The 23,878-nt window shown below is 39.8% G+C and carries 19 protein-coding genes, 2 rRNA genes and 1 other annotated feature (1 of these 22 cut by a window edge); of the genes, 3 read left to right on the top strand and 18 right to left on the bottom strand.

Features of this window, described 5'->3' with window-relative positions; all coding sequences use genetic code 11:
- Positions 1–1,095: ribosomal RNA gene (locus IGL49_RS11935) — 23S ribosomal RNA — on the bottom strand; it reaches 1,818 nt to the left of the window's first position.
- Between the two features lie 227 nt (positions 1,096–1,322).
- Positions 1,323–2,883, bottom strand: a 16S ribosomal RNA gene (locus tag IGL49_RS11940).
- Together the 16S and 23S rRNA genes form the textbook arrangement of a ribosomal RNA operon.
- Before the next feature lie 666 nt (positions 2,884–3,549).
- Here IGL49_RS11940 and IGL49_RS11945 point away from each other — a divergent pair.
- From IGL49_RS11945 to serS, 3 genes are all read left to right on the top strand, one after another.
- A complete protein-coding gene (locus IGL49_RS11945; RefSeq protein ID WP_002355963.1) occupies positions 3,550–4,239 on the top strand; it encodes a response regulator transcription factor in 690 nt (229 codons plus the stop codon).
- Positions 4,229–5,410 (top strand): sensor histidine kinase, encoded by a 1,182-nt coding sequence (locus IGL49_RS11950; RefSeq protein ID WP_002363566.1) that lies wholly within the window; start codon positions 4,229–4,231, stop codon positions 5,408–5,410. Before IGL49_RS11945 ends, IGL49_RS11950 begins: the two co-directional genes overlap by 11 nt.
- Before the next feature lie 38 nt (positions 5,411–5,448).
- Positions 5,449–5,657, top strand: a binding site (T-box leader).
- A gap of 86 nt (positions 5,658–5,743) precedes the next feature.
- Complete coding sequence (gene serS, locus IGL49_RS11955; protein ID WP_104855283.1) at positions 5,744–7,015, top strand: serine--tRNA ligase; 1,272 nt, start codon at positions 5,744–5,746, stop codon at positions 7,013–7,015.
- 117 nt (positions 7,016–7,132) lie between these two features.
- On the opposite strand, the gene guaB is transcribed toward serS, so the two are convergent.
- From guaB to IGL49_RS12035, 16 genes are all read right to left on the bottom strand, one after another.
- Complete coding sequence (gene guaB / locus IGL49_RS11960; protein WP_002355966.1) at positions 7,133–8,614, bottom strand: IMP dehydrogenase; 1,482 nt, start codon at positions 8,612–8,614, stop codon at positions 7,133–7,135.
- Between the two features lie 149 nt (positions 8,615–8,763).
- Positions 8,764–10,440 (bottom strand): 6-pyruvoyl-tetrahydropterin synthase-related protein, encoded by a 1,677-nt coding sequence (locus IGL49_RS11965; protein WP_104855282.1) that lies wholly within the window; start codon positions 10,438–10,440, stop codon positions 8,764–8,766.
- 167 nt (positions 10,441–10,607) lie between these two features.
- Positions 10,608–11,297, bottom strand: a complete 690-nt coding sequence (locus tag IGL49_RS11970) for a DUF1129 domain-containing protein (RefSeq protein WP_002363563.1) — start codon at positions 11,295–11,297, stop codon at positions 10,608–10,610.
- A 112-nt stretch (positions 11,298–11,409) separates the two neighbouring features.
- Positions 11,410–12,525, bottom strand: a complete 1,116-nt coding sequence (gene ychF, locus IGL49_RS11975) for a redox-regulated ATPase YchF (protein ID WP_002355971.1) — start codon at positions 12,523–12,525, stop codon at positions 11,410–11,412.
- 56 nt (positions 12,526–12,581) lie between these two features.
- Positions 12,582–12,767 carry a DUF951 domain-containing protein gene (locus IGL49_RS11980; RefSeq protein ID WP_002355974.1) on the bottom strand — a complete coding sequence of 62 codons (186 nt, stop codon included), beginning with the start codon at positions 12,765–12,767 and terminating at the stop codon, positions 12,582–12,584.
- Between the two features lie 117 nt (positions 12,768–12,884).
- A complete protein-coding gene (locus IGL49_RS11985; protein ID WP_002355975.1) occupies positions 12,885–13,775 on the bottom strand; it encodes a ParB/RepB/Spo0J family partition protein in 891 nt (296 codons plus the stop codon).
- Positions 13,768–14,529: a ParA family protein gene (locus IGL49_RS11990; protein WP_002355976.1), complete on the bottom strand. Its 762-nt coding sequence runs from the start codon at positions 14,527–14,529 to the stop codon at positions 13,768–13,770. Before IGL49_RS11990 ends, IGL49_RS11985 begins: the two co-directional genes overlap by 8 nt.
- A gap of 15 nt (positions 14,530–14,544) precedes the next feature.
- Positions 14,545–15,261 carry a 16S rRNA (guanine(527)-N(7))-methyltransferase RsmG gene (rsmG, locus tag IGL49_RS11995; RefSeq protein ID WP_104855284.1) on the bottom strand — a complete coding sequence of 239 codons (717 nt, stop codon included), beginning with the start codon at positions 15,259–15,261 and terminating at the stop codon, positions 14,545–14,547.
- A 247-nt stretch (positions 15,262–15,508) separates the two neighbouring features.
- Entirely contained in the window at positions 15,509–16,495 is a 987-nt protein-coding gene (locus IGL49_RS12000; RefSeq protein ID WP_104853880.1) for a DUF3114 domain-containing protein, read from the bottom strand.
- Between the two features lie 409 nt (positions 16,496–16,904).
- Positions 16,905–18,677, bottom strand: coding sequence for an oleate hydratase (locus IGL49_RS12005; RefSeq protein ID WP_002361446.1), 1,773 nt, complete (start codon positions 18,675–18,677; stop codon positions 16,905–16,907).
- A gap of 200 nt (positions 18,678–18,877) precedes the next feature.
- Complete coding sequence (locus IGL49_RS12010) at positions 18,878–19,555, bottom strand: fructose-6-phosphate aldolase (RefSeq protein ID WP_104853883.1); 678 nt, start codon at positions 19,553–19,555, stop codon at positions 18,878–18,880.
- Between the two features lie 27 nt (positions 19,556–19,582).
- Positions 19,583–19,939 carry a PTS glucitol/sorbitol transporter subunit IIA gene (locus IGL49_RS12015; protein ID WP_104853884.1) on the bottom strand — a complete coding sequence of 119 codons (357 nt, stop codon included), beginning with the start codon at positions 19,937–19,939 and terminating at the stop codon, positions 19,583–19,585.
- Between the two features lie 23 nt (positions 19,940–19,962).
- Positions 19,963–20,958, bottom strand: a complete 996-nt coding sequence (gene srlE, locus IGL49_RS12020) for a PTS glucitol/sorbitol transporter subunit IIB (RefSeq protein ID WP_104853885.1) — start codon at positions 20,956–20,958, stop codon at positions 19,963–19,965.
- Between the two features lie 16 nt (positions 20,959–20,974).
- Entirely contained in the window at positions 20,975–21,529 is a 555-nt protein-coding gene (gene srlA, locus IGL49_RS12025; RefSeq protein WP_002355983.1) for a PTS glucitol/sorbitol transporter subunit IIC, read from the bottom strand.
- Positions 21,529–22,014, bottom strand: a complete 486-nt coding sequence (locus IGL49_RS12030; protein WP_002355985.1) for a transcriptional regulator GutM — start codon at positions 22,012–22,014, stop codon at positions 21,529–21,531. Before IGL49_RS12030 ends, srlA begins: the two co-directional genes overlap by 1 nt.
- Entirely contained in the window at positions 22,011–23,873 is a 1,863-nt protein-coding gene (locus tag IGL49_RS12035) for a BglG family transcription antiterminator (protein ID WP_104853886.1), read from the bottom strand. Before IGL49_RS12035 ends, IGL49_RS12030 begins: the two co-directional genes overlap by 4 nt.
- Positions 23,874–23,878: the final 5 nt, after the last annotated feature.

Raw genomic sequence — 23,878 nt, forward strand, 5'->3', positions numbered from 1 at the left:
CCTAGTTGTCTGTGCAACCCCACATCCTTTTCCACTTAACATATATTTTGGGACCTTAGCTGGTGGTCTGGGCTGTTTCCCTTTCGACTACGGATCTTATCACTCGCAGTCTGACTCCCGGATATAAATGAATGGCATTCGGAGTTTATCTGAATTCGGTAACCCGAGATGGGCCCCTAGTCCAAACAGTGCTCTACCTCCATCATTCTCAATTCCGAGGCTAGCCCTAAAGCTATTTCGGAGAGAACCAGCTATCTCCAAGTTCGTTTGGAATTTCTCCGCTACCCACACCTCATCCCCGCACTTTTCAACGTACGTGGGTTCGGTCCTCCAGTGCGTTTTACCGCACCTTCAACCTGGACATGGGTAGATCACATGGTTTCGGGTCTACGACTACATACTCATTCGCCCTATTCAGACTCGCTTTCGCTGCGGCTCCGTCTCTTCGACTTAACCTCGCATGCAATCGTAACTCGCCGGTTCATTCTACAAAAGGCACGCCATCACTCATTAACGAGCTTTGACTTGTTGTAGGCACACGGTTTCAGGATCTATTTCACTCCCCTTCCGGGGTGCTTTTCACCTTTCCCTCACGGTACTGGTTCACTATCGGTCACTAGGGAGTATTTAGCCTTGCGGGATGGTCCCCGCGGATTCCGACGGAATTTCTCGTGTTCCGCCGTACTCAGGATCCTCCTAGGTGTTGTTAGCATTTCGTCTACGGGGCTTTCACCCTCTTTAGCGGACTTTTCCAAATCCTTCAACTATACTAACAGACTACCATATTGGAGTCCTACAACCCCAACAAGCAAGCTTGTTGGTTTGGGCTCTTCCCGTTTCGCTCGCCGCTACTCAGGGAATCGAATTTTCTTTCTCTTCCTGCAGGTACTAAGATGTTTCAGTTCTCTGCGTCTACCTCTAATCAGCTATGTATTCACTGAAAAGTAATATCCTATAAAAGATATTGGGTTCCCCCATTCGGAAATCTCTGGATCATAGCTTACTTACAGCTCCCCAAAGCATATCGGTGTTAGTCCCGTCCTTCATCGGCTCCTAGTGCCAAGGCATCCACCGTGCGCCCTTATTCACTTAACCTTATCAACCTTACGGTTGGGTCTTGATTACTTCTTCTAGCGATAGAAGGTTAATCAATAAATAAGCAATTGAACTTATTAAAAAAACTCATTCAACGCGGTGTTCTCGGTTTGTTTTGATTCTTTTTACTTCAATATCCAGTTTTCAATGAACGAATGTTTTGAGAGTAGACCTCTCAAAACTGAACAAAGTAAAGACGAAATGTGTATTTCCGTAATATTCCTTAGAAAGGAGGTGATCCAGCCGCACCTTCCGATACGGCTACCTTGTTACGACTTCACCCCAATCATCTATCCCACCTTAGGCGGCTGGCTCCAAAAAGGTTACCTCACCGACTTCGGGTGTTACAAACTCTCGTGGTGTGACGGGCGGTGTGTACAAGGCCCGGGAACGTATTCACCGCGGCGTGCTGATCCGCGATTACTAGCGATTCCGGCTTCATGCAGGCGAGTTGCAGCCTGCAATCCGAACTGAGAGAAGCTTTAAGAGATTTGCATGACCTCGCGGTCTAGCGACTCGTTGTACTTCCCATTGTAGCACGTGTGTAGCCCAGGTCATAAGGGGCATGATGATTTGACGTCATCCCCACCTTCCTCCGGTTTGTCACCGGCAGTCTCGCTAGAGTGCCCAACTAAATGATGGCAACTAACAATAAGGGTTGCGCTCGTTGCGGGACTTAACCCAACATCTCACGACACGAGCTGACGACAACCATGCACCACCTGTCACTTTGTCCCCGAAGGGAAAGCTCTATCTCTAGAGTGGTCAAAGGATGTCAAGACCTGGTAAGGTTCTTCGCGTTGCTTCGAATTAAACCACATGCTCCACCGCTTGTGCGGGCCCCCGTCAATTCCTTTGAGTTTCAACCTTGCGGTCGTACTCCCCAGGCGGAGTGCTTAATGCGTTTGCTGCAGCACTGAAGGGCGGAAACCCTCCAACACTTAGCACTCATCGTTTACGGCGTGGACTACCAGGGTATCTAATCCTGTTTGCTCCCCACGCTTTCGAGCCTCAGCGTCAGTTACAGACCAGAGAGCCGCCTTCGCCACTGGTGTTCCTCCATATATCTACGCATTTCACCGCTACACATGGAATTCCACTCTCCTCTTCTGCACTCAAGTCTCCCAGTTTCCAATGACCCTCCCCGGTTGAGCCGGGGGCTTTCACATCAGACTTAAGAAACCGCCTGCGCTCGCTTTACGCCCAATAAATCCGGACAACGCTTGCCACCTACGTATTACCGCGGCTGCTGGCACGTAGTTAGCCGTGGCTTTCTGGTTAGATACCGTCAGGGGACGTTCAGTTACTAACGTCCTTGTTCTTCTCTAACAACAGAGTTTTACGATCCGAAAACCTTCTTCACTCACGCGGCGTTGCTCGGTCAGACTTTCGTCCATTGCCGAAGATTCCCTACTGCTGCCTCCCGTAGGAGTCTGGGCCGTGTCTCAGTCCCAGTGTGGCCGATCACCCTCTCAGGTCGGCTATGCATCGTGGCCTTGGTGAGCCGTTACCTCACCAACTAGCTAATGCACCGCGGGTCCATCCATCAGCGACACCCGAAAGCGCCTTTCACTCTTATGCCATGCGGCATAAACTGTTACGCGGTATTAGCACCTGTTTCCAAGTGTTATCCCCCTCTGATGGGTAGGTTACCCACGTGTTACTCACCCGTCCGCCACTCCTCTTTCCAATTGAGTGCAAGCACTCGGGAGGAAAGAAGCGTTCGACTTGCATGTATTAGGCACGCCGCCAGCGTTCGTCCTGAGCCAGGATCAAACTCTCATAATAAAAGTTAGAACAATCTTACGATTGTTAAGCTCAATTTGTTTGCTAGCATATTGCTTGCTTGTTAAAAATGTTTGTTGTCTTGAATTGAATCAAGACGCCCTACACATTTGGTTCGTCTATTCTTTGTTCAGTTTTCAAAGGTCTACGTTACCTCGCAGCAACTTTTATATCATAACAAACTTTCGTTTGAATGTCAAGAACTTTTTTGAAAAAGTTTTTTTAAGTTGTTTTGCTCGGTCGTTGTTGTCTGTTGTGACAACTTCTATATCTTATCATCTCGTTTGTTATTTGTCAACAACTTTTTTGTTGTTTTTTCAAACTTTTTTCGAGAGATTTGAAATCAAGAATTGTTATTTAATTATTGATTTCTAAATCGCTCAGCTGTGTGACTCGCCTTGCGACATGTAATAATATACCAAGATTTCAAGCATTGGTCAATCATTATTTTCACTTTTTTTAAACTTTTTTCCAATACCGATTATTATGATTGGTCTAGGTATTTTCGTTCGCTTTTTACCCCCTTTCATCCTTTTTTGACTATAGTTTATTAACTTTTAGCAAAATCTTCTAAATTTATCGTAATATATCAAGGATTTTGTCCTTTTTAGCGATTATTTGTTAAAATATGGAAAAGAGATTTTTTATATATGGAGGAAATGAACGCTTATGAAAATTTTAGTTGCAGATGATGATAAAGAAATTGTAGAACTATTGAGTATTTATATTCATAATGAAGGATACGAAGTTGTGAAAGCTTATGATGGAAAAGAAGCATTATCCAAATTGCACACAACACCAGATATCGATTTATTAATCTTGGACATTATGATGCCAATCATGGATGGAATGGAAGTGGTGAAAGAACTTCGGAAAGAGTCGCAAATTCCAATTATTATGTTAACGGCAAAAACAACCGATATGGATAAAATCAAAGGCTTAGTTGCTGGTGCAGACGATTATGTCACCAAGCCCTTTAATCCTTTAGAAGTAATGGCTCGGGTAAAGTCTATTTTACGTAGAAGCCAAATGCAATTAACCAAAGAAGAACCCGATGAATTAGAAGTCGGCCCATTAATGATTAATAAGGACTCTCACGAAGTCAAAACAATAGAAGGAAAAGAAATTCAATTAACCGCTCTTGAGTTTGGTATCCTCTATCTATTAGCTAGTCATCCAAATCGTGTGTTTAGTGCGGATGAAATTTTTGAGCGTGTGTGGCAACAAGAAAGTATTGTTTCTGCTAAAACCGTGATGGTCCATGTAAGTCATTTAAGAGATAAGATTGAAGAAGCAACTGGCGGAGAAAAAGTCATTCAAACAGTGTGGGGAGTTGGATATAAGATCGATGCTCGTTAAACCTAAAAAGATTGAAAAACAAAAAAGAATTACCTTAACCTCTAAAGAAATCAGCGAGTTATTAGCAGAAGCAATTGTAACAATTGTTTTATTACTACTATTAAATGTCTCAATTATGTTCCTTTTAGGACAACTACTTAGTGAAAACTCGCCCTTAGCTGGTGTCATCTGGGCCACTAAGGATGCGGTCGCTAAAGAATTAAATACTGATTTGTTTTGGAGCTGGAATAAATTTGTCTTACCCATTTTCTTTTTAGTAGATGCAGCTGTTCTCTATTGGCGCTTAATCCGTCGCTACCATCAAATGCAATTACGTCATATTATCAGTGAGTTACATTACATCGCTGATGGTAATTACAATCATCGCATTCCGTTTGAATTAAGTGGTGATTTAGCAAAAGTCGTGACGAGTATTAACGGTCTGGTTGATAGTACTGTTGCAGCCATTGAAGATGAACGGCGAATTGAAAAATCAAAAGATGAATTAATTACGAATGTCAGTCATGATATTCGGACACCGTTAACTTCTATTATTGGTTATCTGGGATTGATTGAAGATCGTCAATTCCATAGCCAAGAAGATTTACTGAAATACACGCATACCGCTTACGTCAAAGCGAAACAAATGAAATTATTAGTTGATGATCTTTTTGAATATACAAAAGTCCGTCAACCAAGTGTACCGATTCATACAACGACTTTTGATATGGCACAATTAATTGAACAGCTTGCTGCCGATTTTGAATTGGAAGCGAAAAAGATTAATATGCAAATCCAAGTAAAAGCCAATCCAGCTTCTTTAATGATGGAAGGCGATACGGAAAAACTAGTCCGAGTCTTTAACAACCTTCTTTCAAACGCCTTGAAATATGGTAAAGGCGGCCATCATATTGTGATGGAAGTAGACAAAGTCGGCACCGAAGCAATTATCGCTGTTCGTAATGATGGACCAGCTATCCCTAAACATTCTTTAGATCAGTTATTTGACCGCTTCTATCGTGTCGAAGAATCGCGATCACAAGAAACGGGTGGTACTGGTTTAGGTCTGGCTATTGCACAAAGTATTGTCGCTTTGCATGGTGGATATATCTATGCGAAGTCTGATCAAAAGTGGACTTCCTTTATTATTCATCTACCCTTACAGCGTACCAACAAGAAATCAGAGAGTTAATTGACATCCCTGAGCTTTTTCGGTATTCTATAGAAAAGAGAAAACTAAGAGAAAAAGTATTTATGGCACTGAATTCCAGAGAGTTTGCGGGGGTGCGAGCAAACATTCATCTATAAAGAAGTCCGTCTCTTCTAGGTGTCCAGCGAAATAAGTTGGAACGGTCTGCAGCCGTTATCTGCAAATCAAGGGCAGTAACATTACTGAACTTGGGTGGTACCGCGAGATTTCCAGTCATTTCGTCCCAAGAATATTTATTTTTGGGGTGAGATGGCTTTTTTGTTGTTTTCTACAACAGTTATTATTGATTATGTACTAATTTAAGGAGGAAAAAATATGTTAGATGTAAAAATGATGCGTCAAAATTTTGACGAAGTAAAAGCAAAGCTCCAAACCCGTGGCGTGAAAGAAGAAATTTTAGTGGAATTTCTGCGTTTAGATGAAAGTCGGCGTGATTTACTAGTCAAAGTCGAAGAAATGAAAAAATACCGGAATGATGTGTCTGCTGAAATTGCTCAATTAAAACGGAACAAGGAAGATGCAACAGCAAAAATCGCGGAAATGAAAGAAGTCGGCGGCAATATTAAAGCGTTAGATGCAGAAATTAACGCTATTGACGAAGAACTACGTGGGATCACAACTACTTTACCGAACTTGCCAGATGATTCTGTACCGGTTGGCGCTGGCGAAGAAGAAAATGTAGAAGTACGTCGTTGGAGTGAACCAAGAACTTTTGCTTTTGAACCAAAACCACACTGGGAAGTCGCTGAAAACTTAGACATTCTAGATTTTGAACGTGGTGCCAAAGTAGCCGGTAGCCGTTTTGTTTATTACAAAGGCTTAGGTGCTCGCTTGGAACGTGCATTATACAACTTCATGTTAGATTTACATGTTTATGAACATGGCTATACAGAAATGATTACGCCTTATATCGTTAATGACACCGCCATGTTCGGAACTGGCCAATTTCCTAAATTTAAAGAAGATGTCTTCCAATTACAAGATACGGATTTAACGTTAATTCCAACGGCGGAAGTCCCTTTAACTAATTACTACAACAATGAAATTTTAGATGGCAAGGATTTACCGATTTACTTTACGGCCTTGAGCCCTTCTTTCCGTTCTGAAGCTGGTAGCGCTGGTCGTGACACACGTGGGTTAATTCGTTTACACCAATTTAATAAAGTCGAAATGGTTAAATTTAGTGATGCAGAGCATTCTTATGAGGAATTAGAAAAAATGACGAATAATGCCGAAGAAATTCTGCAAAAACTGGGTTTACCTTACCGTGTCATGGCTCTTTCAACAGGTGACATGGGCTTCTCAGCTGCGAAAACTTATGACTTGGAAGTTTGGATTCCTGCTCAAGAGACGTACCGTGAAATCAGTTCATGCTCAAACTGTGAAGATTTCCAAGCGCGCCGTGCGATGATTCGTTACCGTGATGAAAATGATAAAGTCCAATATGCACATACACTCAATGGTTCTGGTTTAGCCGTGGGACGGACAGTCGCTGCTATTTTAGAAAACTACCAAAACGAAGATGGCTCTGTAACTGTACCAGAAGTCCTAGTTCCTTACATGGGTAACCTAACAGTTATTAAATAAGGGGAAGATGAAGGTCGTTGTCTGATATCAGATAACGGCTTTTATTCTACAGAAAAAGAGGCAGACGTCGAAATGACGTCTGCCTCTTTTAAATTTCAAAAAAAATCAGCTTTTATTTTATTGAACAGAATAGTTTGGTGCTTCTTTTGTGATTTGAACGTCATGTGGATGTGATTCTTTCAATCCGTTACCGCTCATTTGAACAAATTGTGCTTCTTCACGCAACGCTTTCAGGTCTGCTGCACCGACGTAACCCATCCCTGATTTCAAGCCACCGATTAATTGGAAGACAATATCAGAAACGCTTCCTTTGTAGGCAACACGTCCTTCGATTCCTTCTGGCACTAATTTGTTTGCTTCATTGACACTTCCTTGGAAGTAACGATCACTTGATCCTTTTTCCATTGCGCCCAATGAGCCCATGCCACGGTAAGTTTTGAAACGACGGCCTTGATAAATTTCAAATTCGCCTGGAGATTCATCTGTACCTGCTAACATACTTCCTAGCATTACAGCATGTCCACCAGCAGCTAAGGCTTTCACGATATCACCAGAATATTTAATACCGCCATCAGCGATAATTGCTTTACCATATTCTCTAGCTACAGAAGCAGCATCATAAATCGCTGTTAATTGAGGAACACCGACACCTGCAACGACACGTGTTGTACAAATGGAACCAGGTCCAATACCAACTTTAACAACGTCAACGCCGACATCATACAAGGCTTTGGTTGCTTCAGCAGTGGCAACATTACCAGCAATTAATGTTGCTTCAGGGAACGTTTCACGAATTTCTTTAATTTTGCGAATAACGCCGGCACTATGGCCATGTGCAGTATCGATAACAATCGCATCGGCACCTGCTTCTAATAATGCTTCCGCACGTTCGAACGTATCACTAGTGACACCGACTGCTGCCGCCACAAGTAAACGACCGTGTTCGTCTTTGGCAGCATTGGGGAATTCAATCACTTTTTCAATGTCTTTAATTGTAATTAAACCACTTAAGCGACCTGCTTCATCAACGATTGGTAATTTTTCGATTTTATGTTTTTGCAAGATTTTTTCTGCATCTTTTAAAGATGTGCCAACTGGTGCAGTGACTAAATGATCTTTTGTCATGACTTCTTCGATTTTGATTTGGTAGTCCGTTACAAAACGCATATCACGGTTTGTAATAATTCCGACTAATTTACGGTTTTCCATTGTTTCTACAATCGGCACACCGCTAATACGGTAACGACTCATTAATTCTTCTGCATCCGCTACTAAGTTTGTTGGTGTTAGAAAGAATGGATCAATGATAACGCCACTTTCAGAACGTTTGACTTTACGTACTTCGTCTGCTTGTTGGGCGACAGTCATATTTTTATGTACGACACCTAGTCCACCTTGACGAGCCATCGCAATTGCCATATTACTATCTGTAACAGTATCCATACTGGCACTCATCAATGGAATATTTAACTTGATATTTTTAGCTAGTTGTACACTCATGTCTACATCATTTGGTAAGACATGGCTTTCTGCAGGGATTAATAGCACATCATCAAATGTAAGACCTTTTTTCGCAAATTTTGTTTCCCAATTTGACATTTTTTTGTCCACTCCTCAACTTAATTTTATATATGAAAATAACAGATAATACTAAGGAAGTCAACTAGATTTGTTTAAATAATCAATGAGGAATAAAGGACAAAACGCCAAAATCGTTTTGTCCTTTATTCAACTCTTCCTAATTAAGGTTATACTTTTACCTTGTGTTTCTTTTTTTGTTGTAAAAATCGGCTAAATCCAAAACCGCCGACAGAAAGCAGGGTAATCATTGTCCCTATTTTTTGTGCTTTTGTTCTTTGGTAACGGATGTCGACATGTCCTGTACCAGATAAAGAAAGAGCGGCTAAGCCTCCTTGATTGGTAAGATTCATTTTTTGGGCGCCCGTTTGGTTTTTCATTTGAATCGTGGCTTGATAGCCTAAGTAATAAATAAAAGGCACAGCCACCTTTGCTGATTGATTCACCACTTGATAGTCAAATGAAATTTTCCCATAAGGCATTCTAACGTTTGTAATGGTTACTTGTTCTGCCGAATAATCAAGTGGTCGTTTTTTCCGTTTCAATAGTTCCTGATAATTGATTTCATCTGGCAAATATTCATGGCCCGCACCGATATAAAAAGGCGTTGGTTGCTCATACTCAGCTTTTGTTAACAGGCGGCCTTGTTGTGACTGAATACTTTGATATTGATAAATGCCTAAATTGCTAATGGCAAGGAAAACCAACAAAGCCACGGTCCAAGAGTTACGGAAAACGCCCCATTCATCTTGTGCAATGAAAAAAGCGAGCATCACAGAAAGAATCCCTAAAAACCGCCAAGGAAACTGAATCGTATTTAAAGGCGTGTGGTTCAGCCAGTGCCAAGGAAAAAGCGTGGTAACCATCAATAAGAGCACCAGAGTCAAACCAATAAACCGTTTGTCCTGAATTTTTTTGCTGGCAAGCGAAACCACTGCTACAACAAGCCCCACAAACAAAAGAGTTCCTAGATTCGCTGTTTTTGCGTGAAAAACACTGCTCTTTAAACTATTAATGAAAAGAGAAACAATAGAATAACTTCTTTCGGAAATATAAGTGAGTGGATTGGACGTAACTTTAAACACTTGATTTTTCATTTGTTCAACCACTGGTAAAAGGTAAAAGGCCAGCCAAAGCAATGTCAGACCTGCAGCCTTCGCTAATGCCAACAGGACCTCCTTTTTAAAAAACTGCTGCCAATAAAACAGAATGTATAAACCAATCCAAATAGAAACCATTTCAATAGAAATAAAGTGAGCTAGCCCAATCCCGGTCATCGCCATCGTTAACAATGGCCAACGTTTCGTGGTTCCCCTTCGTAATAAAAACAGACTCGCTAAGACCAACGGAAAAAAACTTAACGCCAAAAATTCTCCTAACGCTTGGCGATTAAACAAGTCTTGCATGCGGTAAATAGATAAGCCATACAAAATGGCAAAGACATAGCTTCTTTTTTTAGAGAGCGCCATTAATCGGCCTGCGTAATAAGTAAGACTAAATGTTGCTAAGTTTACCACAAATACAAAAATCGTCATACTAGCGACAAAGGAAAACCCCAGAACACGCAAAAGCGCAGGTAAATAAAGATACGCATCTGGATAAAACAAACTAGAGGCATACCCATAGCCTCCCAAGAAAAAATAATTGATTTTAGGAAACCAGTCGTTGTTTTTAATTGCTAATGCGAGGCCTTCCACCCGATTTTGATGAAAGCGGAAATCACTTGCTCGTAAAAAATTCTCTTGAAAGTAGACAAAATAGAGAGAAAGTCCACTTAATAAGAGAAAACTAATAAAAATGAGTAGCCGCTCGTGTTGACGGCACCAAGACTTCACTTGTTGTCCCATAAGAGGCTCCTTTCTTTAGCAAACTTCTGAAAACAGAAGCCTGGGACACTAGTTCTTTCGACTAATCCCCCAGGCTTTAACTGTTAAAACTCTCTGTTGAGAGAGCGACTTTGCTTGTTGCAGTTTCTGCGTCAACCTACGCGCATTCACAATTGAGAGCGTGCCGTTTATTGACGTGTCATAAAACTACCTTGAATATTGTATTTTTTCTTGAAGAAATAGCGTGCCACAAAGGCTAACGCACCGATTACTAAAGCAATCATCGGATCTAAAATTGGATTGATCACTGGTGGCAGCATCGCTGAACCGGCGAAAACTGCAATCCACAAGAACATCCCACCAAATAGAATGGCGGTCGTTTTTAACCAACCAGGACGTTTGCTTTTGTCGCCACCTTGACGATCAAAACGGTAAACATATTTGTGCATTAGATAGAAAACATAACCCCCAGCCATCGCACCTAAGATATATGTGGTTAATCCTAGCGGCTGTGCGGTTCCTTTTGAAAATAGAGACATCGCCGCTAACATGATTGTTAATAAACCAAGTAATAACAAGGTATTGTCGAGCCAAATCATCCAGCCCGCTGGTTCTTTGACTTCTGCTGGTTTATTTAAAATCGCTTCCGTCCGTTCTGAAACAGTGCCAAATAACTGACGGGCTGTTTTGCCTGTTTTTTGACCTGCTACTAATTCTGGTAAAATACCGTGTAAAGCCAATGCTAGCTCTTCTTCAGATAAATTAGCCGCTTTTAATGATTTTTTTAAGTCAAAAATGTATTGTTCATTTCTTTTAGTCAAATTCTGTTCTAATTGACGATTCTCAGCCACGATTGCTCGTAATGCTTCTGCTTCCATAGTTGTATCCTCCTCACCCTCATGTAGAGGGAACCTCTTTCTAAACGGCTGAATGGCCTTAAATATGTGGGCTTACCCCAAAACAAATTGCTTGTTGGGCACGGTTTTTTTCTTAAACGTTAAAACGGAATAACATAACATCGCCATCTTGAACGACATAGTCTTTTCCTTCTAAACGAACACGGCCCGCTTCTTTGGCAGCTTGCATATTGCCATATTTATCTAGGTCTTCATAAGAAACTGTTTCCGCACGAATGAAGCCTCGTTCAAAGTCACTGTGGATAATTCCAGCTGCTTGAGGTGCCTTGATTCCTTTACGGAACGTCCACGCACGAACTTCTTGTTCACCAGCTGTAAAGTAGGTAGCTAAGCCTAACAAATCGTAAGCCGCACGAATCAATTGATCTAAGCCAGATTGTTCAATGCCCATTGCTTCTAAAAATTCAGCCTTGTCTTCTTCAGAATCCAATTCGGCAATTTCTTCTTCTGCTCGCGCACTAACCACGATTACTTCCGCATTTTCACTGGTTGCAAAATTACGAACTTGTTGTACATACTCATTGTTATCTGGATCTGCCACTTCATCTTCTGAAACATTCGCTACATAAAGGACCGGCTTTGTGGTTAATAAGAAAAGCGATTTAACAATTTTCTCTTCTTCTGGCGTAAATTCAATCGTGCGAGCAGATAAACCTTCTTCTAAAACTGGTTTAATTTTGTCTAAAACAGCTAATTCTTCCACCGCTTCTTTATCTTTTGCTTTTGCCATTTTAGCCACGCGAGTATAGCGTTTATTGATTGAATCTAAATCTGCTAAAATTAGCTCTAAGTTAATTGTATCAATGTCTGCTAAAGGATCAACGAAATCCGCATCCCGATTTTGTTCACGCATGATGTTTTCGTCATCAAAACAACGAACCACGTGACAGATCGCATCTACTTGGCGAATGTGACTTAAAAACTGATTTCCCAGCCCTTCTCCTTTGCTGGCACCTTTAACAATTCCGGCGATGTCTGTAAATTCAAACGTTGTGGGAACTGTTTTTTTCGGTTTTACTAGTTCTGTCAAGCGTTGTAAACGGGCATCTGGTACCTCAACCATGCCGACGTTCGGATCAATCGTTGCAAAGGGATAATTTGCAGCTTCTGCTCCTGCTTTTGTAATTGCGTTAAATAGGGTCGATTTACCAACGTTTGGTAAGCCGACAATTCCAGCTGTTAGTGCCATTTGTTTTCCACTCTTTCTCTCAGTCTATTCTCTTTTCTATTAGAGGCATCAAAGCATTAGTCTGCTTTTTTCTCGATTACTTTTTTTAATTTTTTAGTAAAATCACGACGCGGCATCATGACAATATGCCCGCAATTCGTGCACTTGATTTTGATATCAGCGCCCATGCGAATGATTTGCCAACGATTTGCTTGGCAAGCATGCGGCTTTTTCATTTCGACAATATCGCCTAAATCATACATGTTCCAAGCCTTCTTTCTTCTCTGACTTATATAAAAATACCATGATTACAATACCATTTTTTAACGAAACTAGCAAAAGGATTTGTGACTTTCTGGCTTACTTTTTCACTCTGCTTTTTATTCCTCGTCAAAATGAATATCTAAAATATCTAAAATTCTAGCCAAATCCGAAGAGGACAAGTATTCAATTTCAATTTTCCCTTTGCCTTCTTTTTCTTGAATTGCTACGGTTGTCCCAAATTTATCCATTAAGCGGTCTTCACTTTCACGAATATAAATGGGTTTTTCTTTGATGGCTTTTTTCGCTTTTTTGCCCTTTTTGCCTTGTGTTTCGTTTAATTCAGCGACAAGTTGTTCTAATTGTCGAACCGTTAAATTGTCTTTAATACAACGATTAGCTAATGGCAATAGCTGTTCTTTATTCTTCAAGCCTAATAACGTCCGTGCTTGACCCATTGACATGCTTTGTTTTTGAACCATTGCTTTGACTGCATCAGGTAAGGTTAGCAACCGTAAATAATTGGCAATATACGGGCGACTTTTTCCCAAACGTTCTGCGACTTCCGCTTGCGTTAATTTCAAATTTTTCATTAGCATTTCATAGGCTTCTGCTTCTTCTAGCGGATTTAAATCTTCCCTTTGTAAGTTTTCCAAAACAGCAACTTGCATCATGGATTCTTCATCAAATTCGCGAATAATTGCGGGGATTTTTTCTTTTCCTGCTAATTTAGAAGCCCGGAAACGACGTTCACCCGCGATAATTTCATAGCCTTTAACTGCCGATTTACGGACAATAATCGGTTGAAACACACCGGAATGTAGAATCGAGTTCGCTAGTTCTTGTAAAGAGGTTTCATCAAATGTTTTCCGCGGTTGGTAAGGATTGGGACGAAGTTCGTTTAATAGAATTTCTGTCACTTGTTCATTCTTAACATCGACATCTTCTAGCTTTGCGATATCTTGAAACAAGGCATCGATGCCTCTGCCTAAACCTTTGCCTTTATTCATTCTCCAACACTTCCTTTGCTAGTGCTTGATACACTTCGGCACCTTTTGAGCGAATATCATAGTCAATGATTGGTAAACCATGACTTGGTGCTTCGGATAAACGAACATTTCTTGGAATAATCGTGTCATAGACTTTTTCACGGAAATATTTACGGACTTCTTCAACGACTTCGGCACCTAAGTTGGTCCGAGCATCGTACATGGTTAACAAGACCCCTTCAATTTTCAATTCAGGGTTAAAATGTTTTTGAACCAAACGAATCGTATTGAGCAATTGGCTCAAGCCTTCCAATGCGTAATATTCACATTGAACAGGAATTAGAATCGAATCACTTGCTGTAAAAGCATTGATTGTTAAATGTCCTAGAGAAGGCGGACAATCAATTAACACGAAATCATACATATCTCTTACTTCATCAATTGCTAATTTCAAGCGCGATTCTCGAGCCATCATTGAAGTTAATTCAATTTCGGCGCCTGCTAATTGAATGGTTGCAGGGACAATATCTAAATTTTCACGGCTGGTATGTTGAACCACGCTAGTGATTGGTTCTTCATTTACAAGGACATCATACACATCGTGTGCGACATCTGGTTTAGGGACACCCATGCCACTGGTAGCATTTCCTTGTGCATCAATGTCGATCAGTAAGACTTTTTTGCCTAAATTTGCTAAACATGCGCCTAAATTCACAGTGGTCGTTGTTTTACCAACGCCGCCTTTTTGGTTCGCTACAGAAATAATTCGTGTCATGTGTGTGCCTCCATCTTATTTAATCGGTTGTTTATTTGGTAATCCAGGTTTTCTGGGATATTTTTTAGGGGTTTCTTTTTTCTTTTGAATCACGACAATGTGGCGTTCGTCTGCCGTAATCGGCAAAGTAAAACCAACTTCTTTTTGAAATTGACCGCCTAATGTAGCGATCGCAGGTTTTGCTTCATTAATTTCTTCTTCACTTTTCGATGCTTTTAATGCTAAAAAATAGCCTTCTTTTCTAACCAACGGTAAACACAGTTCACTTAAAACATTTAACCGTGCGACCGCTCGCGCTGTAACGTAATCAAACACACCACGAAATTCTGCTTTTTGACCAAATGTTTCTGCACGATCATGGTACAAAGAAACATTGACCAAACCTAATTGATTCACCAACTCTGTTAGAAAAGTAATTCGTTTATTTAAAGAGTCAACAATTGTGACATTTAATGAAGGAAAAACAATTTTCAAAGGAATACTTGGAAATCCTGCGCCTGCGCCAACATCACAAATGGCTTTATCACTGGCAAAGTCTTCAAAGAATGCCAACGAAACAGAATCATAGAAATGTTTCAAATAAACTTCTTTTTCTTCTGTAATGGCTGTTAAATTCATTTTTTCATTCCATTCTACTAGTAAATGGAAATATTGGTCAAATTGTGTCATCTGTTGGTCTGTCAATTCAATGCCTTTTGCGGCTAATAGTTGTCTAAATTCTTCGGGTAGCATAAAGACTCCTTCCTTTTTTGTGAAACAGAAAAATGTTTCACAATCATCTTTTCCTACTTTAACGCAAATAGCAATTTCTTGCAATGCTTTTCGGAAGATTTTTGCCTGAATGATAAAAGAAAAACCCGCCTTTTTATGTAGTAAAAAGTCTCTAGCCACGGGCCAAAATGTTCAATCGGCGGCAACGAAAACCGCCTTTCTCTAAGAGTAAAACAAGCCAATGTTTCACATGAAACATTGGCTTGTTTTACTTACTATAATCATCGCACTTTATTTGTCGTTCTCTGCGGTAGTCGTATTCTTGGACACGGGGACTTAACCAACCTTTTTTGGCTGTTTTTCGTAATTGATGATCAAATCGCCCTGGTGGTGAACTATCTAGTAATTCATGGGTACGATTATTCCGATTTGCATAATTAAACGATTCACCATTCAAGACTTTTTCCTGGTATTCATTGTTTTTGGCCGCTTGATAATAGGCTGGATTACTAATTAATCTGCCTCGCCAGTCTTCAACTAACACATCCCATTGGGTCACAAAGGTCCCTTCTTCATTCAAAATAAACTCACTGTGAAAATTAGGCGTCAATCGTTTCTTATTAATCAAAGAATAAGATGCCCCCTTAGGGTATTTGTTATGCAAACGAGCAGAGCTTTTTTTCAGCTTCCGCCCGCCCATCCCTTTCGGCTTGGCCGCAAAAACATAGCGTTTTAACGCCTGTTCATCGGTATCTCCTTCTTGTTTAAAAAAATCGCGGATATACGTGATATTTTGACGATCAATATACATTCTCAATTGATGTATCTTTTTCGCCTTCTCTTGGTTAAAGCTCCCAAGAAGACCTAACGGATAGGCTTTTTGAACTGTCTTTGCCAACAAATGCCAAAACGTCGCATGTGGCGCAATCGTCTTCGAGAAACGATAAGGTCCTGCTAATTGCAGCATGCCATGCTGGTCCAACACTGCACCTAATTGCCACAACAGTAATGAGAGCTTTTCTTGCGGACGATAAGCTGAAAAGCGAAATAATCGCTCATACGCCGAAGAGCCCACTTCTTCCACTTCCGAAAACAATTCCGCAACTGCTGTTTTCGCTTGCTCAAGTGGCAAGAAACGCGTGTCTTTTATGGCGCTTTCCACTAACCCATAAACGGCTTGGCGATCCCAGCCAGCGTCAATCGCCGCCTCTACACCAGCACTCATTGCTTGTTGTAATTCTTGCCAACGTTCCATCTTCTCGCCACCTTTTTCTACATGCTTCTTCTATAATGATAATCCTTTCCCCACAAAATGCCAACTGCTTTAACGCAAAAAAACAACCCGCCCCTTGGGGAAGGGCGGGCGGAGGAGTTAAAAAATGAAAAAGTGTTTTGTTAGGGTTTTGTTTATCGGGTATGTTTAAATAATAGTCGTTAAATGTGAAGAAACTATGGTAAAAATGCGCCTTCTTTTCAATAAAATTTTGAAAAAGCCTCTTCAGAAATTAAGATTTTTTTGCGAAATTGTTTACTACCTAACCCTGCTTAAAATATTATATATTTTATATCCATAAAATCACAAAATGAATATACATAATTATGAATTTTTATCCAACAGTTAATAATACAGCAAAAAAGCGAGTGATTTACACTCGCTTTTTCAACTAAATTAAATGATTTTCTCTTAAAATATCACCAATATACGTATCCTCAAATTTCTTCACAAAGTGTTCAACCATTTTGCGTTCCACGAACGGCATATCCATTTCTGTTAATTTTTTCTTGTCAGATAAATAATAAACAGAGTTTGCTAAGACGCGCAAGTCGTATGCAGAAGCAAACACTTCTGGCACTCCGCGTTCAACCTCTAGCAATTGATAAACAGCTTCCATCGCTGTCCGCACAGAATACTCCGTTGTAAACACCGTATCTCGTTCAGTATCTGCGAAGTTCCCAATGAAAGCAAGATTTTTAGAGCCGTTTGGTACAACTAATGGTCGATCGCCTGGTTCTCTTAACATAAAGTAAGAAGTGATAAACGGCATATAGACCGGAATAGTGGTAGCCGATTCTTCTGAAATACGTTCAATTTCTCCTTCTGGAACCCCTAAATGATAGAGTAACTCTTGTGTAATTTCTTGACCTGTACATTGTTCGATTGGTTTTTTGATATAATTTCCTGGTTTATTAGAAAGTAATCCATATACCCAAGTTATAGATTGTTGATCATTTTGTTCTTTAAAATGTGGTTGTCTATGCATAGCAAAACTCATCATCCAATTAGAGTCTTTGATAGTAATAATACCACCTGTGACAATTTTTCCTGTCCGTAATTTACGATGTGTTAACCGAGAAAGATACGGTTCAATATCGAAATTTTCCCACGTAATCGTTGCTGAGACAAACCAACTTTCATCTGGTAAATTTTCACAGAAAACTTCTGGGTGCCCAAATTCTGGGGATTGTTTTGCTAAGTTTTTCCAGAGATTCCAACTGCCCCCTAGTTCATGAGTAATTGGTGCTGGTGTATGATGATCTCCTTGCGTCGAACTTTCAGTAATTGAGCCATTCGTTACGAAGACTAAATCATTTTCAGTTAAAGGAATTTCTTTGGTTTTGCCAGCTTGTGTCAGCAATAATCGCCGAGCGACTTTAGTAGCTCCTTTGATGTCGACTTGGATATCATTGATTGTTGTTTCATATTGAAAGTCTACCCCTTGATTGGTTAAAAAGCTTAGTAATGGTTTCACTAACGATTCGTATTGATTGTATTTGGTAAACTTCAAGGCTGTAAAGTCAGGCAGTCCCTTGATGTGGTGGATAAAGCGCATGATGTAGCGGCGCATTTCAATGGCAGAGTGCCATTTTTCAAAAGCAAACATTGAACACCAATAGATCCAAAAATTGGATTCAAAAAATTCTTCGCCGAAAACATCTTCAATTTTTTTGCCAATTAATTGATCTTCAGAAGTCATAAACAAATCAACGATTTCTTTTTGTGCTTTTTTGGATAAAGTAAATTGTCCATCATCTGGGACACGTTCGCCACGGTTATGAATAATGCGGCAATTTGAAGAATTCGGATCATCTAAATCTAAACGGTAAAACTCATCTAGGACAGAGGCATCTTCTACTTCTAATGATGGTACCGAACGAAATAGATCCCACAAACACTCGAAATGGTTTTCCATTTCGCGTCCGCCGCGCGTGACAAAGCCATCATGGGGAATAAATTTACCATCTAAAGAACCGCCAGACAGCGTGAGTTCTTCAAAAATATGAATATTTTCGCCCTTCATTTGACCGTCACGAATTAAGAAAACAGCCGTTGCTAAACCTGCTAGGCCACCACCAACAATGTAGGCACTCTTGTCATCTACACCTTTTGGTTTTCTTGGTCGAGCAAATGCTTCATAATTTCCATTTGTGTATCTCATTCTCGTTTCCTCCTATCATTTGATACCCTCATCATACTGCTACCAAAAAAAATACCCAAAAGATAACCCTTTTTTTTAAGAAATTCTTTGACAAATAAAGAAAATTGTCTAATTTTTGAGCAAGTGAATAATCGTAGATGTTTCATGTGAAACAAAAAAAGAACGAGAAGAAAAATGGCCACTTTTTCTTCTCGTTCTTTTTATGCTAATTCGTTTACCGTTTCTACTCCAAAAACAGCAACCCAATCTTCCTGAAAATCAGTTACTGCTTTTTGAATGGCGGGCATTGCCAATCCTTGTGTCACGAGTTCTGGTGCGATAGTGACCGCTTGCGCCCCCATTTGACAGGCTTGATTAATTTGTGCTACGTTTTTAAAACTAGCAGCTAAGATCTTACTCTTTGCGTTCGTCCGTTTAATTTCTGCAGCTAAATGCTCAATAACCTTTTGAGAATCAATTGTTAAATTCTCCATCCTATTATAATACGGCGCTAAATAATCTGCACCTGCCGCAATCGCTAGGTAGCCTTGAAATTCTGTATAAATAGCGGTTGCTGTTATCCGATAATTTGCTTGCTTTAGTTGTTTGATGGCTGCCAAGCCTGCTTCATTGACTGGGACTTTAATGAATGTTTCTTGGCCTAATTGTTGTACAATGGTCTGGGCATCTTCTAGCATCTCTTCTGTCGTTTGACCGACCACTTGGACGTGCAAACTCGCTTGTCCAATCGTTTTTTTGATTTCTTTCATCTGCGCAAAGAAGTCAATTTTTCCTGCTTGCTTAACAATACTAGGATTAGACGTTACGCCTGCCAGTGGTAAAATTTTCTGATACTTTCGAATAGCCTCAAGATTAATTGTATCTAGCATAAATTCCATCTTTTACGTTCCTCCCTTAAACGATAATTATAGAATAGTGATTGTTGTACCAACAGTTATTTCAGGAATAGCTTTTTCTTCAACATATAATGTACCTGGTAATTCAGGTGTTGTTGCACCATCAAATTTAATAGTAATGTGACCCAATGTGTCTAAATTAGTTAATACTACCTCGCCTACAGCGGTAATCTGGTAAGTTTGTTCATCAATTACTAACATTTGCTTGTTCGTAATCGCTTCTGTGACTGGCTGAACCTCAATGTTATAACAATAATCTGCTAAAGCATCTGGTGCATCTTTTCCAAATAAGATGACCATTTTTTCTTCTTTAAATAATTCGGCTTCTGGTCCAATAGACTGAACCTTTGTTGTAAATACTGACATTTCCCATCCTCCAAAAAAATTTTTTAACTATACAATCCAAAACTTGCTAACCAAGCAACTAGTACTCGAGGAGCACCATTTAAGAAACGAGAATATAAAACAGAAGGGACCCCGACTTCAACGGTTTCAGCTTCAGCTTCTTCCAAACCTAAGCCCACGGGAATAAAGTCGCACGCGTTTTGTGTATTAATAGCAAACAATGCTGGTAGAGCTAGTTGTGGCGGAATGTTGCCTTTCCCAATTTCCACACCAATTAACGTACCAATTACTTGACTGATTACTGCTCCAGGACCTAATAAAGGAGAAAGAAACGGCAGAGAACAAATAAAACCAATAATTGTTAACCCCACAATGTTTCCTGCCAATGGCGCCATGATATTGGCAAAAAATTCACCAATTCCTGAACCTTGGATCACACCAATTAATAAAGAAACAAATGCCATAAACGGAATCACTGTGTTGATCATCGTTTGTACGCCTTCACGGGCTGATTGGTTGAATGTCGCTACAACTTTTCCTGCACCCATACCAATTTTCGCAACAAAACTTTGTTGTTCCGCTTTTTGTTCAGTAATTTTTTTACTTGTATCATATTTAAATTCTGTTTTTTTCGAGGTGGGCTTTTCTATATCAGCAGCAGCTTCTTCTGATGTCAATGTAATCTGTTTCGGGCCTACAGCGGAAACATAAATTGTCTCATTAATGTATTGTGCTAAGGGACCACTTTTGCCAGTTGGAACAACGTTAATAGTAGGAATTCCTTTTTTAGGATAAATTCCGCAACGAAGAGTGCCTCCACAATCAATAATGGCTAATGCGATTTCATCATCTGGAATCGATGTCTTAAAACCATTGACCGCTTCCATTCCTGTCAATTCTACGATTTTATCAACAATTGCGGGTTTCTCGCCGCCACCTGTAATGTAAATAAATTTATGTTTTTCTTCTGTCGGTGTAATCACTAAGGGCCCACCATAACCGCCATTTCCTTTAACTACCTTAATACTATTGTACGTCATCTCACCTTGCTCCTTTCTAATCCACAGCAATCTCTACTGTTTTACTAAGGGTAATTCCTTGTTGTTTGCAAACATAGGCGGTAGTGAAATCGGTAACCCAACCGCCAATAAAATTCATTAATATCCCTACAAACATATAGCGAATCGCTAGGTCCATCGAATTTAGTCCTAACGTATCAATCCCTTGCGCAATCCCTAACCAAACGAACAATTCACCAGGATTAATATGAGGGAAAACTCCATTACTGGTATGACAAAATTGCGCTTGTGCAGCATAATAGCTAGGTTTATAGTATTCTGGTAAAAATCGAGCCATCGTAAAGGACATTGGATTGCCTAACATAAAAGCGGATAAAAAAGGCAGAACTAAATATCGCGTAACAGGATTTTTGGCAGAAAGTTTGGCAACTTTGGTTACTCTTTCTTCTCCTAGAAAAGCAATTAAGGTATTCATAGCCACCATTAACATCAAAACAACGGGTACGATGCCTGTCATCCAAGAAATAAATGTTTCTGCTCCTGTTTGGAAAAGGTGCATAAATCCTTCCGCAAATTTTGTAATATAAGACATTACTCGACACTTCCTTTCAATTTTGTTTGTACTTTATTTTTCCATAATTGCCATTGAATTTTGGCTCCATTAAGCGGCGTTAATGGTTGTGTTTCTTGATAATTGCCAAGCTCGACACGTAAGTAAATTTCTCGTGCATTTTCCATCGCTTGTTGGGTTAATTTATTTTCCTTTTGTACGAGTGGATGGTAATGATCCATATAATGAATATCCTCGTTCACGTACTGAGGTAAGGGATGAAATTTAGCTAGAACGGTAACACCTTGCATCTTTCTAGCAGCTAAGATTTTCCCTTGCGAATCCACAGCAAACAAGATAATCGTGCCTGCTTTTAACTTTCCTGCACGTCGACCAATCGCGACTTTACCTAATTGTCGTAATTCTTGGTAGTTTTGATTAAAGTGTTTAATCTGTTTCATTCCCATAGCTATCTGAACGAAGTAAGCTGTTAAAAAAAGCGCCCCGAATACGTAGATAAAACTCATATGATAATCCCCTTCCTTTGCATCCACTCTTTAACCGCTAAAACATCTCGTTGCTTCCGTAATTCATTACGTAAACGTTCGTCTCCTGCGATTGTAAACAAGCGGTCATATAGTTGTAGTAACTCTGCTTCAACAGTGGCCGTCAGCTCTTCTGGAATACCCAACAGCAAAATAACATCAACTTTACCTTCTGATGTAACCAGTGATTCTTCAAAAACCCCAATCGATAAAATAATCGTTGGTAAGGCTTGATTAATTGTATGGGGAAAGGCAATCCCCGATTCAAAAATAGTTGTTTGTTGATCTTCTCTAGTAAAAATTCGTTCGATAAATTGGGGATCTACTAATTTTTCGGCTTCTAAATCAGCAACCATTTTCTGGATATTCGCTCGGTAACCTTGAGTATTCTCTAATAATTGATAGGTCATATGAATATTTTGAGATTCCACGGAACGAATTTCTTTTGCTCTCTGCCACTCATTTCTGAGCCAAGTATCGTTAAATAAATTAGTTAAATGGATCATCGGTGTTTGTGGTCGAATATTTTTTAAGGGAATGGTTGTAAAAATAGCAAAATATTGATTCAATTCTCTTCTCTCTGCCTCTTCTTCAGAAAAATGGGCAATCTGGACGTCTGGACCCAAAACTTTTTCCAATTGCCGCTGAATGATCAAGGCCGTTCCATGACCTGTACTGCAGATTACAGCGATTTCTTTTTTGGCTCCCGCTTCATAGTTCCCTCTCAATGCTAGTTCAAAATACAAAGCGAGATACCCAAATTCAACCGTCGGCACACAACGATTCAACAAACGGCCCAATTCTTGCAAGCCAATCTTGGCTAATTCATAGGCCAAAGGATATTGTCGTTCAATTTCTCCGTAAAATAAATCGTGACATTCCACATGAAAAACGAGTCGATTCATCACGTTTCTTAAATGATCTTTCATTTCTGAAAACAAGAAGTCCTCATCAAATTCAACAACAACTGAATGATGAATTTTTTTCATCATTTTTTGAAAATAGTCAGCTAAGAGTCCTTCATCAGCCAATAAAGAATTACGAATATGGTTTGTGTTGATGTTAAAAGGAAAGCTGATAAAGGAACGTTCCCATTGGCTTAACGTTACATTATAGGTTATTTCCAAGTGATACATCAGTTCTTCAATCTGCTCGTTATGACGAACATAATCAACATATTCTGGTGGTAGTTCCGTAATGAGTTTTCCAGCTAAAACACGCTGCAAAACAATTGAAACCACTCTTCGTAAAAGAAAACTATCTTGTTTCGCTAGTCTTGTTTCTTTGATGACTTTTTGTATCATTTGTTTGGTAGTTTCATGAAGAAACTGTTCTTCAAAATATTCTTGGACGTAATTCACATGAAGCAAGCGTAAATCAAACTCTTTTCCTTCTAAATGAATGCCACGGTTTGGCGTGCCTACAACCGCAACCTGCCAAGGAGCAATCAGCTCTTTCATGCGCTTAATGTCTTTATTAACTGTGCCGCGACTAACGGCGAGTTCTTCGGATAAATCATAAGTTGAAATAAATTGATCTTCTTCTATTAATCGTTTGATAATGTAGGAAACACGCTTGCTTGAAGAATTAAAATCAGATTCCCTTTTTAGCCGTCCAGACAAAACCTCTTCAAAACCTTCAAAGTTATTGATTTCTAACTGAAAGAGATTTTCCTTCTGAATAATTTGGGCGATACCGATTAATTCATCATTCAATGTATCAATGTTTTTACGAACTGTTTGAGGACTTGCGGCTAATTTCTCTTGCAATTCCTGTAAGCTCATTCCTTTGTGATCAACTAGTAATTTTATTACTTGGTACCATCTATTTACTAGCGTCATTTAGT

Origin of the sequence: Enterococcus sp. DIV1337a (genome assembly GCF_051712285.1) — a bacterium.
Lineage (GTDB): Bacteria > Bacillota > Bacilli > Lactobacillales > Enterococcaceae > Enterococcus > Enterococcus faecalis.